13 protein-coding genes are annotated in these 19,413 nt (G+C 47.0%); 10 read left to right on the forward strand and 3 right to left on the reverse strand.

The features are described from left to right. Positions 1-35 precede the first annotated feature (35 nt). The 10 genes from ACTHMC_RS25495 (at position 36) to ACTHMC_RS25540 (ending at position 16,363) form a co-directional block, all read left to right on the forward strand. Complete coding sequence (locus ACTHMC_RS25495) at positions 36-3,536, forward strand: TonB-dependent receptor (protein ID WP_440417624.1); 3,501 nt, start codon at positions 36-38, stop codon at positions 3,534-3,536. Positions 3,537-3,560: 24 nt separating this feature from the next. Then, positions 3,561-5,303 (forward strand): RagB/SusD family nutrient uptake outer membrane protein, encoded by a 1,743-nt coding sequence (locus ACTHMC_RS25500; RefSeq protein ID WP_440417625.1) that lies wholly within the window; start codon positions 3,561-3,563, stop codon positions 5,301-5,303. A 41-nt stretch (positions 5,304-5,344) separates the two neighbouring features. Next, the gene (locus tag ACTHMC_RS25505) at positions 5,345-7,357 is read left to right on the forward strand and encodes a phosphodiester glycosidase family protein (protein WP_440417626.1); all 2,013 of its coding nucleotides are present in this window, start codon (positions 5,345-5,347) and stop codon (positions 7,355-7,357) included. 47 nt (positions 7,358-7,404) lie between these two features. Further along, positions 7,405-8,232 carry an endonuclease/exonuclease/phosphatase family protein gene (locus ACTHMC_RS25510; RefSeq protein ID WP_440417628.1) on the forward strand — a complete coding sequence of 276 codons (828 nt, stop codon included), beginning with the start codon at positions 7,405-7,407 and terminating at the stop codon, positions 8,230-8,232. Between the two features lie 5 nt (positions 8,233-8,237). Beyond that, complete coding sequence (locus ACTHMC_RS25515; RefSeq protein WP_440417629.1) at positions 8,238-9,461, forward strand: YdcF family protein; 1,224 nt, start codon at positions 8,238-8,240, stop codon at positions 9,459-9,461. An 18-nt stretch (positions 9,462-9,479) separates the two neighbouring features. Next, on the forward strand, positions 9,480-10,625 hold the full coding sequence (locus tag ACTHMC_RS25520) for an SGNH/GDSL hydrolase family protein (RefSeq protein ID WP_440417631.1): 1,146 nt from the start codon (positions 9,480-9,482) through the stop codon (positions 10,623-10,625). Between the two features lie 185 nt (positions 10,626-10,810). After that, positions 10,811-11,692 (forward strand): phytanoyl-CoA dioxygenase family protein, encoded by an 882-nt coding sequence (locus tag ACTHMC_RS25525; protein ID WP_440417633.1) that lies wholly within the window; start codon positions 10,811-10,813, stop codon positions 11,690-11,692. Positions 11,693-11,721: 29 nt separating this feature from the next. After that, positions 11,722-12,540, forward strand: a complete 819-nt coding sequence (locus ACTHMC_RS25530; protein WP_440417634.1) for an SDR family NAD(P)-dependent oxidoreductase — start codon at positions 11,722-11,724, stop codon at positions 12,538-12,540. A 164-nt stretch (positions 12,541-12,704) separates the two neighbouring features. Beyond that, positions 12,705-15,077, forward strand: coding sequence for a family 10 glycosylhydrolase (locus ACTHMC_RS25535; RefSeq protein ID WP_440417636.1), 2,373 nt, complete (start codon positions 12,705-12,707; stop codon positions 15,075-15,077). Positions 15,078-15,283: 206 nt separating this feature from the next. Further along, entirely contained in the window at positions 15,284-16,363 is a 1,080-nt protein-coding gene (locus ACTHMC_RS25540) for an RtcB family protein (protein ID WP_440417637.1), read from the forward strand. Between the two features lie 200 nt (positions 16,364-16,563). Here the strand turns inward: ACTHMC_RS25540 and ACTHMC_RS25545 are convergent, their stop codons facing one another. Genes ACTHMC_RS25545 through ACTHMC_RS25555 form a run of 3 tightly spaced genes read right to left on the reverse strand, consistent with a single transcriptional unit; the run spans position 16,564 to position 19,410 of the window. Further along, positions 16,564-17,316 carry a LytR/AlgR family response regulator transcription factor gene (locus ACTHMC_RS25545; protein ID WP_440417639.1) on the reverse strand — a complete coding sequence of 251 codons (753 nt, stop codon included), beginning with the start codon at positions 17,314-17,316 and terminating at the stop codon, positions 16,564-16,566. Beyond that, positions 17,297-18,418: a sensor histidine kinase gene (locus tag ACTHMC_RS25550; RefSeq protein ID WP_440417640.1), complete on the reverse strand. Its 1,122-nt coding sequence runs from the start codon at positions 18,416-18,418 to the stop codon at positions 17,297-17,299. Before ACTHMC_RS25550 ends, ACTHMC_RS25545 begins: the two co-directional genes overlap by 20 nt. Further along, on the reverse strand, positions 18,418-19,410 hold the full coding sequence (locus ACTHMC_RS25555; protein WP_440417642.1) for an NAD-dependent epimerase/dehydratase family protein: 993 nt from the start codon (positions 19,408-19,410) through the stop codon (positions 18,418-18,420). Before ACTHMC_RS25555 ends, ACTHMC_RS25550 begins: the two co-directional genes overlap by 1 nt. Positions 19,411-19,413: the final 3 nt, after the last annotated feature.

A 19,413-nucleotide genomic window follows, 5' to 3' on the forward strand; every position in this document is an offset into this window, starting at 1 on the left:
ATTTCTCTATTTAAACCCAAAAACTGGCGACATATATGTTATTCGCGAGAACTCTCATTGTGCTCATACTCATGCAGCTCAGTCTGGCAGGCATTGCACAGCGCGTTACGCTCAATGAAAAGAACAGGCCACTCACGAGTGTCTTTAAAGAGATCAGAAAACAGACTGGTCTTGATTTTATCTACAATGTGAAGGACCTGAAAAAGGCCGGGAATGTTTCTGTTTCTGTGACCAACATGGAACTTAGTGTAGCATTGAAGCAGCTCTTATCCGGCGCAAACCTGTCGTTTGAGATCAAAGACAACAGCATCATCATCAAAGAATCTGAGAAGCAGGTAGTGGAGCAACCGGTACCCGTATCGCAGCATACAATCACTGTCAAAGGCAAAGTGAGAGATAGTAAGGAGCAGCCGCTGATCAGCGCAACGGTACGCGCAAAACAGGCCAACAAATCCGTTGCAACGAACGACGAAGGAGAATTCGTGCTGACCGATATCGATTCAAAGGATATTATCAGCATCTCTTATACAGGTTACATTACGAGGGAGTTTCCCGCTACATCCACTGCATTCAGTTCCATTGTTCTTACAGAGCGAATGCAGAATATGAATGAAGTGGTAGTGGTTGGTTATGGCACCCAAAAGAAAGTGAACCTCACCGGTGCCGTATCCCAGGTAAGCGGTGAACAACTGGGGCAGCGGGCCACTCCCAATATCGTTACCTCTTTACAGGGCATGCTTCCAGGTCTGAATATCCAGTCCAATAACGGTAATCCCGGCGAAACACCGGAGATCAACGTAAGGGGCTTCAACTCCATCAACGGCGGATCACCACTTGTATTGATCGACGGTTTTCAGGGAGATATCCAGAGAATAAACCCAGCCGATGTGGAAAGTGTTACTGTACTTAAAGATGCGGCTTCTTCAGCTATCTACGGTGCGCGAGGAGCATTCGGAGTGATCCTGATCACTACCAAGAGGGGAAAGGAAGGACGTATCCAGATCAATTACGATAACAATTTCGGTATTTCCAGGCCCGCCACACGTACGGATTTTATCTCTGATCCATACGTTTATGGAAAAACGGTCGATGCAGCTCTTTACGGATACAACGCCACTAATTACACCGGATACAATGATGCGGATTATGAAAGGATCAAACAGGTGGTGGACGGAACCCTGGCTCCATTCAAGGAACTGCAACCAAACGGTTCCAACAAGTTTTTCTACAATACAAACTGGTACGATTTCCTTTTCCGTAAATGGCAGTTCTCATCCAATCACAATGTGTCTGTATCCGGAGGAAATGAAAAAGTACAGGCATATCTTTCAGCCAGGGCCTTCAATACACAGAGTATTCAGAATGTAGATGATGCAGAGATCAAACGCTTCAATATCAAAGGCAATGTGAGAGTGAAGGCCAATGACTGGCTGGAGCTTACTTATAACACGATGCTCAATACAGCCAATGAACTGGAATTCGGCGGCGGCAAGAATGGATACGGGGGTATTTGGAGCAATACCACCTGGTATTTCCTGATGCCATTCCATCCCGCAGAGCTCGATGGCGTTCCCTTTGACTTTTTCGCAAGCGGCGCACAGGGGCCACTGGCAGACAGGTCAAATTACATCAAATCTCACTGGGAACAATATGTAAATACACTCAGCACCAAAATCACTGTCAATAAAGATCTTCAGTTCAATATCGATTACAGCAATACCATCAACCAGATCGCCAATACAACCAGGTTGAACCAGTTCCGCTATCTTACTGGCGACAAGATCATTCAACAGATCGGAGGCGTGAACAGGATCACTGAAACCAGGAACAGGAATTATTACAATGCCCTGAATGCTTATGGCACTTTCACAAAAAGCCTGAACAGGCAGCATAATTTCAAACTTTTGCTCGGCTTCAACCAGGAAGATTTTGATTCAGATAATGTGCTGGCAGAGCAGGGAGGGTTGTTGGCAAATAATCTCGCCAATCTTGGTCTTGGCACTGAAATGCTGCGTGCAACCGGTTCAGGTGTGCAATGGGGTATTCAGGGTTACTTCGGCAGGCTCAATTATGATTTCAAAAACAAGTACCTGCTGGAAGTGAATGCCCGATACGATGGCTCCTCTAAATTTCCGGAAGCAAGCCGCTGGGGCTTCTTCCCATCCGTTTCTACAGGATGGTTTGTAAGCAAGGAAAAATTCTACCAGCCTCTCAAAGATGTAATAAGTTCACTCAAACTGAGAGTGTCTTATGGAAAACTGGGCAACCAGAATATCGACAACAATACTTTTTCTCAGTTGCTCGCAACAGGGCAGACAACCTGGCTTATCAATAATGGAAAGGTGAATTATGTAACAGCTCCATCACCACTACCCAATGTTGTGAGCTGGGAGAATTCCCGCACCATCGACTTTGGAGCTGACCTCGGTTTCTTCAATGACCGTCTCTCCGTATCATTCGATTGGTATGAAAAGAATATCGAAGGCATGTACCTTCCCGGAGCACGCCTCCCTGCTGTGTTTGGAGCCCCCGAACCACGTGAGAATATTGCCAGTCTCCGCAATCGCGGCTTTGAGCTGAGCTTCACTTATAACAATACTTTCAATGTAATGGGTAGCGATCTCCGCCTCCGCGCTACTGCCAGCGTTTACAATTTTGAAGGCGTGATCACAAAATATCCCAACCCCAATGGCCTGATGAGCACATACTGGGAAGGGCAGAAACTGGGAACCATTTATGGATACCGCATCGCTGGCCAGTTCCAGAGCGATAAAGAGGCAAAGGATTATCAGAACAGTTTCGCCAATCCAACCGTAAGCCTGGGACAGGTATATAACTATGAACTGAATATCGTACAGAATATCGAATGGAAAGGTCTCCGCGCAGGAGATATCAAATACATAGATCTGAATGGAGATGGGGCCATCAACAAAGGAAAGAATACACTGACAGATCATGGCGACCTCGATGCGATAGGCAATGCCATGCCACAGTTTCCCTTTGGCTTCAACCTAAGTGCCGAGTGGAAAAACTTCGATTTCAACCTGGCGGGTACCGGCATTGGGCGCCAGGACTGGTATGCAACAGGTGATATTTACTGGGGACCTTACGAAAGACCTTATCTGTCATTTATCCGCAAAGACCTGGTGAGCAGCGCATGGACACCAGAAACACCGGGTAACAGAAATCCTCAGATCAACAGAGGATATGCGGCCCTTGGTAGCATGCGCTCACTTGGAGAAGTGAATGATTATTATCTCATCAATGTCGGCTATTTAAGGATCAAGAACCTGAGCATTGGATACACGCTGCCTGAAAAGATCACCCAAAGAGCGCATATCCAACGTCTGCGCGTTTACTTCAGTGGCGAGAACCTGTTCACCTGGCGCTTTGGTAACCTCACAAAATACATCGATCCTGAAATGGCCGGCGCCGGGATCAATTACTCCAGCCCCGGAGCTGCTGTAACACGCGCCAGGGCAGAAGATTATCCGATAAGTAAGATCTTTTCCGCAGGTATCAACCTTACTCTCTAATCACCCGTTTCAAATGCATCCGTAATGAAGAAGATCAATCTCATACTCATCACATATACTGCACTGCTGGCCGCCAGCTGTAACAAGAATATCCTCGATACCACTGCCAAGGACCAGATAGATGCAGAAAAGTTTTTCAACAACGCCACCGATCTGCAGGTGTACACCAATTTCTTTTATGAAATGCTGCCCAATATTACGGTGTATACTGATGATACCTACACTGATAATGCTGTTCAGCTGAACGTATCCACCCTTGTGAAAGGCTCGCGCATAGTCCCGGCCTCCAAAGCAAATACAAACTGGAACTGGGATAACCTTCGCTCCATCAATTATTTCCTGGAGCATTATCAGAAATGTCCTGATCAGGCAGCAAAACTTAAATACGGCGGCATCGCGCGTTTCTTCAGAGCTTATTTTTATTATGATAAAGTGAAGACCTACGGCGATGTGCCTTTCTACAACAAAGTGATGACTGCCGACGATCCCGATCTGTTCAAAGGAAGGGACTCCCGTAAACTGGTGATGGACTCTGTGCTGGACGATATCAATTATGCAGTAGCCAATATCCCCAAAGAGATCCAGGTGAACCAGGTGACAAAATACACAGCCCTTATCCTGAAAGCCCGCATCTGCTTATTCGAGGGAACATTCAGAAAATATCATCACCTCGGTGATCATGAAAAATTCCTGAATGAAGCTGCATCCGCAGCGGAAGAACTGATAAATACCAACGCTTATAAATTGCTGACCACCGGCGGCGTAAACAATTCTTACCGCGAGCTTTTTGCCCGCAATGATCAGGATGCTACAGAAACCATCCTGGCCAGGGATTACAATCCAACTTTCGGTCGCCATGGATTGAGTTACCTGATGACGTCTCCCACTGCCGGTGTGTATGGTATCAACAAAGACATGATCGATAGTTACCTCATGAAGGATGGCAGCCGTTTCACCGATCAGCCTGATTATGCCACCAAAGGTTTTTACGATGAGATGCAGAACCGTGATCCTCGCCTCACGCAAACCACTCCAGGGCCTGACTTCACAGCTTATAAAGAAACTACCCGCGAACCTGTCAACCTCAATATTTCAGGTACAGGATACCGGATTATAAAAGCGCTCGCCACCAAGGACCAGTGGGGATCTAACAGTTCTTTCAATGATATCATTCTCTTCAGGTATGCAGAAGCATTGCTGGTGCTGGCCGAAGCCAAAGCAGAGCTTGGTACGCTCACGCAGGCCGACCTGGATAAATCCATCAATAAACTTCGCGAGCGTGCGGGCATGCCAAATATGAATCTTGCTGACGCCAATTCCAATCCTGATAGTTTTCTGGAAGCCATGTACCCCAACGTAGACCAGGAGGCAAACAAAGGCGTGATCCTGGAGATCAGAAGAGAACGCAGGATCGAATTATTCAACGAAGGCCTGAGATGGGATGACCTCATGCGCTGGAAAGAAGGAAAGAAAGTGGAAAAACCCATTCTGGGCATGTACTTCCCAAGTCTCGGCGCTTTTGATTTCAATAACGATGGTAAAGCCGATGTGTTCCTGCATAATGGAAACGCCGCCGGCGCGCCTCCCGGAACCTCAAGCATCATCAACGTAAATCAGAAAAGACTTACCAATACCACATCGGGCAATTTCAATCCTCTGTACAATTCGCCTGGGAAATTTGATGAGGACAAGGATTATTACTATCCTATTCCGCTGGAAGAAATCACACTCAACCCCAACCTGAAGCAGAATCCAAACTGGAAGTAGAATATCCTACATATATATTCCTCATTCCTTAATTCTATTCAATGAAAAAAATTCTATTCCTTATTCTATGCTGTTCAGCAGTTGCTGACGGCATGGCACAGTACACCCTGGACTCAACCCGGAGAATGAGCCCGGGCGTAAGGCTCCATCATTATAAAACCACTTCGCCTGCAAGGAAGATAAAAGTGATGGAAATTGACTTTGATGAGTCAACAGTAAGATTACAGGCCGTAAAAGCAGGAGCTGTGATCAATGGTCCGAAAGAAACACTGATGACCATGTATGCAGATCACGAAAATATCCGCGGCCATGAAGTAACAGCTGGTATCAACTCGGATTTCTTCACCAGTGGCGGACCGCAATACAACCCCAGACATATGATGATCGGGGATGGCGAGATCCTCTGGGATACCTCACTCAACAGATCAGTATTTGGGATCACCGAAAGCAGGGTACCCTTCATTACTAAAATCAGTGAAGCGTATACACTTACAGCCGGTGGCTCGAGCATCACCATCAACAGCATCAACAGGAAAGCAACCGGAGACCTGCTGATGTTGTACAACCGCTTCAAGGGAACCAGCACCGGTGCTGCTGCCGGTGGAACAGAGATCAGGATCGTGCCCGTTGGCGGAGTGAATGCCTGGAAAGCCAATGCCACCGTGCCCTGCACCGTACTGGCAAAATCCACTGCAGGCAATATGACCTATACAGCCGGTCAGGCCGTGCTTTCGGGAACAGGCACTGCCAAAACTTTCCTGGATAATATCAACGTAAACGATGTGGTGAACCTGAACCTGAAAGTGGTTGATTCACCCGTAGGCACTGCCAATATCAAACAACTTACCGGAGGACATAACAGGCTGGTAAGAGATGGCGTGAACTGGACTGCAAACAGTAGCGCAGATGAAGGCGGTCCTGTAGTGCTGGAAAGACATCCACGAACAGGTATCGGTTTCAACCAGACAAAAGATAAAGTGTACTTTGTAGTATGTGATGGAAGAAATCCCGGAGTGAGTGAAGGCATGACGCTTCCTGAGCTCGCGGATTTTATGGTCTGGCTGGGATGTTACCAGGCACTGAACTTAGATGGAGGTGGTTCTTCTACCATGATGGGAAACGACAAACTGGTGAATGATCCTTCCGATGATCCTCCAAGAGAAATATGCAGCGCCCTGCTCGCCTATCTTACCACACTTACACTGGATCTGTTCGAGACTGGTCTTGGTCATTTCAACAGAGAACCCACTTACAGCACAACCACCGTTGGTGTAAGCACCACTTCTGTTGTGGAGAACGCAAAGACGGCGCATAGCGGACTGTATTCTTTGATTGTTAAGTTATATGATAATACATCCAGCAGTGCAGCCTGGAAAGTGCGACTGCTTTCCGGTACCGGCTCTCCAGCCAATAACAGGACATTTGCCGGTGCGGGAACATTGAGCTTTTATATGAAGACCAATACCGCTAACACCGGGGCTAAAGTAAGATTATGGATCGATGACAGCGACGGCACGGAGCTATCGCCCACCCTTGATGTGATCAGCGATAACCAGTGGCACAAATATGTGTGGAACCTTTCCAGCTATGGTGGAAGCTCCACGGATGGCGGCAATGGCAGCATCAACAGTTCAGCTGCAACACTGGATGCCATTGAATTCACACAACCCAATACCAGCACCACCTGGTTTATCTTCCTGGATGATCTTATGGTTGATCCGGCTGCTACGGAAGCAACCCAGGTACACGGAGCTGTGAAAACTGAAACGCTGGTTGAATTCACACCGGAAGAGCTTGTCGAAAAAAAGGAAACCAAAACAGCCTTGAATGTATATCCCAATCCCGGCAAAGGCAGGTTCATCATCAACTTTAAAGAAAGGTCCGTGAGCTCCTTTGACCTTCAGGTGCTAGACAATAACGGCCGCAGCGTGCATCGCAAAACTTATAATGGCGGCACGCAGCCAATCGATCTGTCTCTGTTAAAGCCAGGAATATATTATGGATACCTGACAGCCGGAACACTTAACGAAACCTTCAAATTCATTATCAATTAGTACCCATTATGTGGAAACAGCGGATATTTCTTTTTCTGATGCTTCTGATGCTTACAATCCATGTAAATGCCCAGCAGGCTGGCTTGCGGGTGATGACCTACAATATCTATGAAGGCATGAAACTGGATACTGGCGCAGGAAAACCTGTTTTTGCTACATGGATAAAAAAGATCAATCCGGATATTCTTGCTTTACAGGAATGCACGGGATTTACACAGGCATCACTTGAAAAGCTGGCTGAGTTATACGGACATCGGTATGCTGTGCTGTTGATCGAAGGAGAAAAATTTCCGGTAGCCATCACTTCAAAATATCCGATCCTGAATGTGCAGAAAGTAAGCGATAATATGGACCGCGGATTTATTTCCGCCACTATCGAAGGATATAATGTTATCTCTCTGCATTTTACTCCTTTTGATTATCGCAAACGTGCACAGGAGGTGGATTTGTTGCTGGCGCATATTGAGGCAACGGGAAATAAAAAGAACCGGATTGTGATGGGCGATTTCAATACACTGTCGCCTGCCGATTCAGCGCATTACAGCGATGGCCGTATGGCGGCTAACTACCAGGCATACGAAAGGAAATATCCGCCAATCCTGAAACTGGTGGATGGAAAAATAGATTATTCCGTTATTCAGAAAGTGCTGAACGCTTCATTGGTAGATGCCTTGAAGCTTTCAACCCCCGAGTTTGTGAAAACAATACATCCGAAAAGATTTGAACCTAAAACAGGTGAAGACGTTTCTTCCCGGATCGATTTTATTTTTGTAAGTAAGGACCTGGTAAAAAAGATTAAAAGCGTAAAAGTACTGACAGATGAATTCACGGATAATTTTTCAGATCATTATCCGGTATTAATGGAATTGAAATAATGAAAATGAAACGTACTGTAATCCGGCTTCTCACTGTCTGTATTTTAGTTGCATGCTTTTCCGGCAACACCCGGGCAAACGATTTGTATGAGCTCCTGACTTCGAGGAACTTTCCGCTGCTCCTGGAACTGAGCAAAATGCCGGACCTGAAATCCATCGGAGTTGATACTAGGGACTTGCTCTCTGTGAACCAAAGGATGTACCAGGATGCTGAGCTTGCCCTGAAGGAATGCGGATCCGCTGGTTGCTTCGGCAAGAAACTTCAATTTACGGAAGATGAAATTGACAGGGTAGGTAACAACCTGCTGAAAATGGCAGGCACTGTGTCATGGAAAAAAATGGTAAAGAACCTGAGAGCAGGACATTCATACGAGCTTTTTGCTGATGAATCCGATACAGGTTTTATCAGGAAATGCTGGATCGCAGATGCAAAAGGTGTCAATTATATTCTAGCTACTTACGTTGAAGGTAGTGCTCCCATTTATCCTAAGATAGATGCCATCAGTTTTCAGAGTAATGATACGGCATATAGAAGTAAGATAGCCCTCAGTGTAAGAAAGATACTGAAAAGGGATGGACCTGCATTTTTTGCGTTGCCGGTGTTTTTAGCAATCGACGCACTGATACTGAACAGAAGATTGGAAGCAGTTAATTATCTGCCTTTGATCCGTGTACACAATAAAGCTCCCAAACGGCATACTTCAAAAATCAAGTGGGAGAATTACCGATACAGCGCCATACTGGTTCCGGGCCTGGGCCCGGAGCAGCCGGATGTAAAGCTGGATCCGGGCGGCGCCAGGCGCTGCGACAGCGCAGTGATCCGCTGGCGTGCAGGAATGGCGCCATTCCTGTTAGTGTCCGGGGGGAATGTACATCCCAATCAGACTCCCTATAATGAAGCGGAGGAAATGAAAAAATACCTGGTAGAGGTGCATAAGATACCTGAGCGGGCCATCATCATAGATCCGCACGCGAGGCATACCACCACCAACCTGAGAAATGCCAACCGGATCATCAAATGGATGGGAATACCTTTCAATAAGCCGGTAATGATCGTTACTGACGCTTCGCAAAACAAATACATAAACGGAGCAATGAAAGACAAGGTGGTGAAAGAGCTCGGCTACATTCCTTTTGAGGCAATAAAAATGCTGAGTTTCACAGAATCGGAGTACCTTCCTTCCCTGAAATCGATGCATGTTAATTCGTTGGATCCCCTGGATCCATAACTGAATAATCAGAACACCATGATCAAAAAGATTGCACCCCTGCTGTCTGCATTGCTTGTATTGTTGAGCTCCGTAACGGCCATTGCACAGAAAAGTGATTCAGCAATATATACCGATGCCGGTACGCTCATGCTGATCGGGAAGCCCAAAATAACCGACTCCATTTATCAACGTATCGATAGCGTGGAGACCCGCAATATGCCCGATGCCGTAAGGCGGCTTGCACAGAGAAGCGCTGGCATCGCTGTGTTGTTTGAAACCAACTCAAGCTTTATCCGGGCTAAATGGAAATTGTCCAATGAAGTATATCTCTCCAATATGACACCCATCGGCCATAGTGGCCTGGATCTTTACTGCCTGAAAAATGGCAAATGGCAATATGTAAGTGTAGGAAAGCCCGACAAAGGGATCATGCAGGATGGTACGTTAATTCAGAATATGGATACTACCATGAAGCAGTTCATGCTCTATCTGCCATTGTACAACGGGCTCAGTGATCTGCAATTGGGGGTGGCGCAGGATGCGGTACTGAAGAAGCCTGTACAGCGTGGCATCAATATAGCAAAACGGGTGGTAGTCTATGGTTCAAGCATCGTGCAGGGCGCATCCGCCAGCAGGGCCGGGATGGCCTATCCCGCCATTCTGCAACGGCGAACAGGCTATGATGTGATCAACCTGGGCTTCAGCGGCAGCGCTAAAATGGAAATTGAACTGGCAGAATACCTGTCCACAGTTCCCGCAGATTGTTATGTGCTGGACTGCATTCCCAATCCATCTCCTGAACAGATCAGGGACAGGTCATATAACTTTATCAAACTTCTGAGAAGCAGACAACCTGATGTGCCCATCATCCTCGTGGAAACGGTATTCAGGGAGAATGGAAATTTCGATACCCGGATCGGGAAAAATGTAAGAAGCCAGAATGAAGAGATCAGAAAGACTTACGAGCGATTGAGGAAAGAAGGGATCAAGAATTTTTACTACATAGAATCTGCCAGACTTACGGGCAATGATCACGATGCCACAGTCGATGGCGTGCATCTGACCGACCTTGGATTTATGCGTATTGCAGATGCCATACAGCCGGTGCTTGAAAAAGCAATAGATAAGTATTACCAATCAGAAAAGATCCTGGGAGCTGCGGGCAGCCCTCTTCAAAAATAAATTTGGAGGATCAGAAATCTGTTTCTATATTTAGTCTACTAAATTGGTAGACTAATAGATTTTATGCGACCCTGCATTATCATATCTTGTTGTTACTCCTGTTGTTGTTAAGAGCCCCTCTCTTACTGACCCAAGTCTGCTTATTCCCATTTGTCTCTTCATTCATTTTTTAAAGAAACTTCACGATGAAACTCATTAGCCAGCCTGTATTTTATCTCGATAACGGGATAACTGCAGAACACGAAAATTTTTTCCACCGTTACGGTATCATTCAGTTCAGGAATTTTGTTGACAAAGCCACTGTGGCCGGTTTCCTGCAGGAGATCAGGTCTGTGGAGAGATTCCTGATCCGCGAGAATATTCAGAAAGTGAACGGCGTTCCGCTGAAATTCGGTAAGGATATAGACGGATCGTCCATCATTCAGCGACTGGCCTTTACATCCCAGTACAGTAAGGTGCTCAGCGATTTCCTGAAAGATGACCGGCTGGCCTCACTCACCAGATTACTTCAGCCATACGATGGCCGGATAGGAGAGAACGAAAAAGACGGGTTGGTAGTGAATCATTATATCAACACGGAAAACAGTGAGTATACGCAGCTCGGCTGGCATACGGACAGCCCGCGCGATCTCTTCCATGGATCAGCTATCCAACCCATGCTGAATGTGGGCCTGCACCTTGACGACTGCCCGGCGAGCAATGGCGGATTACGTGTACTGGCCGGCACGCACAACAAAGGATTATTCACCCTGTTATTCAAAAAGAAATACTTCATCTCCAATAAGCCCGATGCCAATGAAGTGGGCGTTGACATCGAGGCAGGTGATCTTACCATTCACGATGGCCGCATCTGGCACAGGGTACAGCAGTCGCCATATATCGGTGAACAGAGCAGGAGGCGCGTGATGTATATTCCCATTATCACAGGTGATTACAAACCGAAGAGCGCCAGCAGCCCCACTGCATTTTACCATCGCATCGGACAACTCAGGCTTCCATCTTTTAAACGTAAAGCGGGCAAAGAATTGCTGCAACCCCAAGCAGGCAAAATTGCAGTGGAAATGTAATCCTTTGATCATTCTTCTAATTATATCATATGTCGTACGCGTTAGTAACCGGCGCTGCCAAAGGCATCGGACGGGCCATATCTGCTGAGCTGGCAAAGAAGGGTTATCACCTGTTGCTGGTAGATATCGATCAAAAGCGGCTCCCTGCCACTGCAGAGCAATTGAGCAATACATACGGGATCAGCACTGAACACCTTATACTGGATCTTTCACTGAGTGATGCCGCTCAACAGTTGAAGGACTGGAGCCAACCCTGGCAGGATCAGTTGAATGTGGTAGTGAACAATGCCGGCTTCGGGCTGAATGGCGCTTTTGAATCCATCCCACTGGCCGAGCAACTCAATATCATTGATGTGAATGTGAAAGCGCAGTTACAGATTGCACATGCTTTTATTCCCGTGTTGAAACAATTCAATCGATCCTGGCTCCTGAATGTAGGCAGTACAACCTGTTATCAATCCGTTCCCTTTCTGGCTATCTATGCCGCTTCGAAAGCATTCGTGATCTCATTTACAAGAAGTCTGCGTTATGAATTGAAGGATACGCCTGTTTCTGTTAGCTGCCTGATCCCTGGAAGTACCGACACGGATTTCGTGCATAGGGCCAGGATGGGCGAAAGCATCCGCCGCACAGCGGATAAATTCAATATGAGCCCGGAGGAAGTTGGAAGGATCGCAGTAAAGGGGCTCTTCAATAATAAGGCCGAGATCATTCCGGGATTCACCAATAAACTGAATGCATGGTTACCGAAGTTCTTCCCCAAACTGCTGACAGAAAAGATCGCTGCAAAGATCTATCAACCTGAACCGGAGAAATTGGCAGTTGAGCCCGCCGTGTTACCATCTTAATGAAAAATCCGCTGATTCAGCAAGGCAGCATAGTAGCTCAGTTATGCTGCCTACACTTGTTATTTGTTTAAAATGCGTTTTTCTGCCGGTTTTTTTCTTATCCACAGCCAGTAAAGCCGCTCGTATTTGCAGTATTTTAGGCATAAACCTGCAAATCGAAGCTTATGAGAAAAACTCTACTGGGACTTTTATTCCTTAGTGTGGGCATGATAGTGACAGCGCAGCCAAAAAGGGAAATGCGCGGCGCCTGGATTGCCACCTACTCTAACATTGACTGGCCGAACCGCACTCAAACGCCTGCACAGCAGCGCGCAGCATTCCTCTCCATTCTTGAACATCACAAAGCAACCGGCATGAACACCCTGTACATCCAGGTGAGAAGCCAGTGTGATGCCATGTATCCAAGCACTATCGAGCCCTGGTCGGCAGACCTTACCGGCACGCAGGGTGTAGCGCCGTCAACTCCCTGGGATCCCATGGAGTTTATGATCGAAGAGTGTCACAAACGGGGCATTGAATTCCATGCATGGCTCAATCCATACCGTGCGGTTGGAAATTCCAACAGCCTTCCGGGCTTTGCTGCCAGTCATGTTGCCAAACAACACCCCGAGTGGCTCCTGAGCCAGGGTACGCTCCGTGTACTTGACCCGGGTCTTCAGGAAGTTCGTGAATATATCTTAAGTGTAATTTCGGATATTGTTAGCCGTTATGATGTGGATGGTATTCACTTCGATGATTACTTTTACCCTCCTGCTGCTCCTGCAGGCACCACGCCTTATAATGATGATGCGAGCTTTGCCGCGGATCCCCGGGGCTTCAGTGTCAGAGCAGACTGGCGCAGGGACAATGTGAACCTGCTCATTCAAAAAGTATACGATACCATCAAAACCCTGAAGCCCTGGGTGAAGTTCGGTGTGTCGCCATCAGGCATTTACAGGAACAGCACCAACCCGGCGATCGGAACGCCTACCAGCGGCCTGGAACATTACACTACTTTGTTTGCCGATACCAAAAGATGGCTGCAGGAAGGTTGGGTGGATTATATCGCACCACAGGTGTACTGGTATATCGGTCAACCAGGAGCCAACTATGCGGCCATCGTTCCCTGGTGGAACAACCAGGCCAATGGCAGGCATATCTATATAGGAATGGCCGGCTACAAAGTGAACGATCCCGCGCAAGGCGTGAACTGGGCCAACCCCAGCATGATCCCCAATGAAATGCGACTGAACCGTGATCCATTTCACACGAATATCTACGGGCAGGCCATTTATAATACCAGCAGCCTGAGAAGTGCTACCAAGCTGGGTTTCAGGGATTCTCTCAGACTGGATTTTTATAAGCTGCCTGCTCTTCAGCCACGCATGCCCTGGAGAGATGATGCGGCACCCGCCTCGCCCTCACAATTGAAAGTGTTGAAATTCAGCACTGACTCAATTGTACTTCGCTGGCAACAGGCCGCTGCTGCAGATGAACTGGATAAAGCAAAGCGCTTCGTGATCTATCGCGGCGCTTCTGAATCCATCGATACCGCAGACCCGGCCAATATCGTGGGCATCACCAACCTGGATACGCCCACGTTCACAGATACAACAGGCGAAGAAAATGCTGTTTATTATTATACAGTAACAGCATTGGACAGGTTTCAGAATGAAAGTCCCATTTCCAATAAAAGCTCCAACCTGCCACCAGCCATCAGTTGTCCGGCTGATCAAACTCTGAAAACAGACGCCAGCTGTAATGTGGTGTTGCCGGATTACACTTCTATGGCCCTGGTGAATGGTGAGTCAATTCCTGCCGGTATCACCATCACGCAGTCGCCTGCCGCAGGCACTGTGCTCAATGGAGTAAATAATATATCAGTGACTTTGCAGGCGCTCGATGAAGCGAACAACGGCACAAGCTGTTCATTCACGGTATTTGTAAAAGATAGTATTGCTCCTGTGATCAGCAACGTGGTGCTGAGCCACACTGAGCTCTGGCCCACTACATTGCAGTTAAAGAACGTGGCTGTGGATTATGAGGTGAGTGATAATTGCAGCCAGGTGACCACCTCGCTTTCCGTAACCAGCAGTGAGCCCGTTACAGGCGGGACCTACGGAAACATTGCGCCAGACTGGGTTGTAGTGAACAATCATATGGTACAGTTGCGTGCTGAGCGTGGACTGTTCAGCAGCGGACGCGTTTACACCATTACCATCACTGCCACTGATAGCACCGGCAATACCAGCCAGCAACAGGCGCAGGTGAAAGTGCCACGTCTGCCTGAAAACCCCGTTCCTGATGGACTTCTGGTAGTGAAAGCGCTGCCGAACCCAACGCCCACACAGTTCCATGTGATCACAGCCAGCACATCCGCTGCGCCGATCAGTATTAAAGTAACGGATATCACCGGTAAAGTGATCGAAACCAGGACAGGTCTGCCTGCCACCGGAATGTTCTACATCGGCTCAAACTATGCGCCGGGTATGTACTTCATGCAGGTGAAACAGGGCCAGAAGAGTGAAGTAGTGAAACTGGTGAAGACGTCAGGATAGTCATTCAATGACCAGCCCGAAAGACCATCCGGAGGCGGATGGTCTTTTTTTTATATCTTTGCCTTCCCGAATACTTTCGGCTGCTGACATCTCTGATGGGCCAGATGTTCCTGCCAGGCCCCGAATTAATCTCTTTTTTCTCGAAATTTAAGAACATGACTTCTATTGGATTCTATTGTGATCCCGATAGCATCGAACCAAATGCTATGGATCAAATACAGCAGTACGCGAAACGGGACCATATCACTGAAATACGCGCATTCACCGATATTCACTACTGCTCTGAAAAGGCATTGCCCGTAGGTGTGGCATTTACGGCAACTGACCATGTATACCCGTTGATAACCGGAAAGGATATCGGCTGCGGCGTGATGTATCTCCGTATTGGAAAGGAAAACCTGAAAAAACCTTTCAATAAGGATGAGCATTATCGTGCATTTGATTTCGCCCAGCAGAAAATGACGGATGATGGTCTGGGTGGTGGCAATCATTTTCTCTCCATCGAGGAGGATGATAATGCCCTCTTCATCATTTGTCATACAGGCACAAGAGACCGAGGCATCGCGCTCTATCAGCGTTGCCTGCAACTCACACGCGATTTTTCAAAAGAGTATGGGCGGGATGTGGAATTTATCCATAAGGATACGCTGCAACCTGAATTCATCAGTTACTACAATGCAACATTGAATTTTGGTTATGAACGAAGGAAGAACTTCTGTTTGAAAACCCTGATCTTTTTGCAGAATGCCAATTATGTGGCGGCAGAGAAATCCACCATCCGGAAGGATTATCTGAATGTGATTTATAAGGATCATCCGGAAGAAGGATCCCTGCATGGAACGCTTTACAAGCTGGAAGATTCCATTCACAATCATATCCGATTTGGCGATGGTGAGATCATGCATCGCAAAGGAAGTACGGAGCTGGGAAGATCAAATACTGTGGTGATCCCATTGTCGATGTCCCGCGGAAGCCTGCTTGTGCAGGCGGTTTCAAAAGACGCTGCAATGCCTGCATTGCAATCCTGCGCACATGGCGCCGGGCGCAGGCTTTCCCGTTTCGATGCTATGAAATACTGGAAAACGGTGCTGAAAGAAAAGCAGCGGAAAATGTATAAAGAACAGTTTTCCGAACTGCTCAACCGTTCCGGGGATTTCCCGCCGGGATATATCCAGGAATTTGATTTTGCGTATAAAGATGCCACGGATATTCTGAAGTATCAGCCTTATCTGAAAAAGGTAACGCATACAAGGCCGGTGGCAACTGTGAAGTTCACGGAGATTTAGTGTGTAAAGATATCGTTCGTTACATTCGAACGGTATCTTTGTTTTGTTTAAATTGTTACCTATGCAACAATCACGTACGCAAAGCAGAAAAAAGGGTTGATGATATTGCATTTGGGCTTCTGGATGTTTCTGAAACCGATATTGAATTTCTAAAATCCCGGGCTCCATTTGCCACACTCATTCCAATCATGAAATAACACTCACACCTTTCCCTCCAGCCAATCCTTAAAATCTCCCACCCGCTCCCTGCTGATAATAACATCCTCCGCCGAAGGCGGATTCAACTGTACTATCAGCCTGCTATTATAATAAGCCGTCATCTTTTTGATGGCATCGATATGAATAATGAATTGCCTGTTCACGCGGAAAAATGAATTCTTGTCGAGCTGATGCTCCACCTGGTCCAGTGAATAATCCAGCGGATAGTCCTGTTCTGCAAACGTGGTAGCTTGCGTAATCCCTTTTGCTGAATGTATATAAGCAATATCTTTTGCTTTGATATATACCAGCTGGCTGTTCATCCGGCTGACAAACCTGGTGGTATCCCTTTTGAAAAAAGCTTCTGCCAGTTTGTTGATATCCACCTGCTGGCTCACCGGCCTGAACTGCTTGAATTTTTTCAGGGCATTGTCCAGCGCCGCCAGTTCTACAGGCTTCATCAGGTAATCGACACTGTTCACCTTGAATGCCTGCAATGCGAAATTATCATAGGCCGTAGTGAAGATGATAGGCGTGCTTACATTTGGCCCATTGAAAAGCTCGAAACAATTTCCATCAGACAACTGGATATCCATCAGCATGAGATCGATATCATGAGGACCGTCGAACCATTTGCGGCCATCGGCCACTGATTCCACTACAGCCTGCACCACGATACTGCTATCACATTTTCCCAGCAACTGGATCAGTCGCTCTGCATTGTGGTGTTCATCCTCAAATATGATCACATTCATGATTGAAAATTATGGGAATTTTCACTACAAATTTTTCTGTACTTGCGTCTATCTCAATTGACCTGCCAGAAACCAGTTCATACCGCTTCTGAATATTCTCCAGCCCTATGCCATGCGAATATTCAGGGGTGATCTTTTTCCGGATGGTATTGCTTACAAAAAGGAATCCGTCTTCGCTCCGGATACTTACTTCCAGTGGCTCGCTCGCGGAAAACCTGTTGTGCTTGATGGCATTTTCCACCAGCATCTGTAAAGTGGCTGGCGGCACCTGGCCATTGATCCTGGAATGATCGTCTATTTTCTCCTGGAAAATGATACTGCCCTGCCGTCTTATTCCGATCAGGAAAAGATATGATTGCAGGAAATTCAGTTCTGTTTCTACAGGCACGAGGTTGTCGAGTTTTTTATCCAGGATGTACCGGAATGTATTTGCCAGCTGGGTGATATAATCAGCCGCCAGATCAGGGTCCTTGTACACCAGGTTGGTAAGCACACTCAGGGAGTTGAAAAAGAAATGAGGGTCTATCTGGTTTTTCAGAGCGTCGTATTTGGCCTGGATATTCTCCCTCATCAGCCGTTCTGCTTTGATCTGGTATTCTTTCCAGCTCCTGTAATAAAAAATAAATCCATTGAAGGTGATGATGATGAGGTAGAACATGAAGATGCCCACGATCATATTGTAACTAAGTGAGGTGAAACTCAGCCAGGCTTCAATCCGGTTAAAGAAATACAGGTCAACCCACGCATAAATGAAGCCGAATCCCAATGCTATCAATCCTCCATATATCAATAGCGCAACAGATAAGATAATAATTCTACTGGCTGCAGAACGGCCATGCATTCTGCGTTCCAGGGCACCCGCAAGCGAGGAGGCTCCTTCCCAGGCAAGAAAACCATAAATAACATAAGCAATACTGAAAGCATTGGAGCGCGCTGAAAACCAGCCAAGACCCTCGATAAAGGTAAGATCGAATGATTTGAAGATATTGCTGAACAGGTAGAGGATGAGTATTCTGCCGCCATAGCGCAATGTCCTGCTGTTGAACATTTTCTCGCTGCCGGCAAATTCACCAGGCTTTTCCTGCGAACCCTTTTTTCTCATCAGCAATAATTGTTTTTTCTGAACCAGTCCAGTGTGTGGCTTACCGCCACCGTGATAGGCGTTACAGGTAATGCCAGTTCCCGTTGCGCTTTCCTGGATGAATAATAATTATCAAGACAAAGCATATATGCGTTCGCATAATTTAGCCGCCCGCTTCTGCCCGTGATCCTTTGCCGGATGCTTCCGAAAATACCGCCTGTTTTCAACAGGAAGGCAGGAATACGTATCATGATCTTCGGCTGATCCGCCAACTTGTTCACCAACCGGAAAAATTCACCATAACTGAGATTATGACCGGCCAGCAGATAACATTCTCCTGTTCTGCCCTGGCTGATGGCATGCACAATGCCATTACACACATCATCTATATACACAAAATTCTTTCCACCAGGCGGATAGAACAGGATCTTCTTATTAAGCCCATAGATCAGCAATTTGCCTGTGCCCGGCTTCCTGTCTTCCGGACCTATCATAAAGGTAGGATTCACAATAACAGCAGGCAGCTGCTTTTTCTGCACCTGCTCCAGCACGTACTGCTGAGCCAGGTATTTACTGTTGATATAACCGGATCCTGCCGGAAAAAGTGTAAATCCATTCAGCTCCGTACCAGGATCAGCCTTGCTGCCCGGGCCAATGGTATTGGCGGTGCTTACAAAGATGAGTTTGGGGATTTTCTGCTGAAGACAGGCTTCACAGATATATTGAGTGGCTGTGTAATTGATACGCTCGTATAGCTCAAAGGCAACACCCCACTGCTCTGTAACGGCAGCACTATGCACTACTATATCACATCCGCTTACCGCTTCGGATATCTGCTTTGCATTATCGATATTCCCATACCAGATCTCACATGGTACATCTGAAATCACGCTCAGGTCCGCGTTCTGGCGGACTATCACACGTACATCGTATTGCAGGCGGGAAAAATGACGGGCGAGATGTGCACCAAGAAAACCGCTGGCGCCGGTGATCAGGATCTTTTTTCTTTTCATAAT

Origin of the sequence: Pseudobacter sp. (assembly GCF_051955275.1) — a bacterium.
In the GTDB taxonomy this organism is placed as follows: Bacteria; Bacteroidota; Bacteroidia; order Chitinophagales; family Chitinophagaceae; genus Pseudobacter.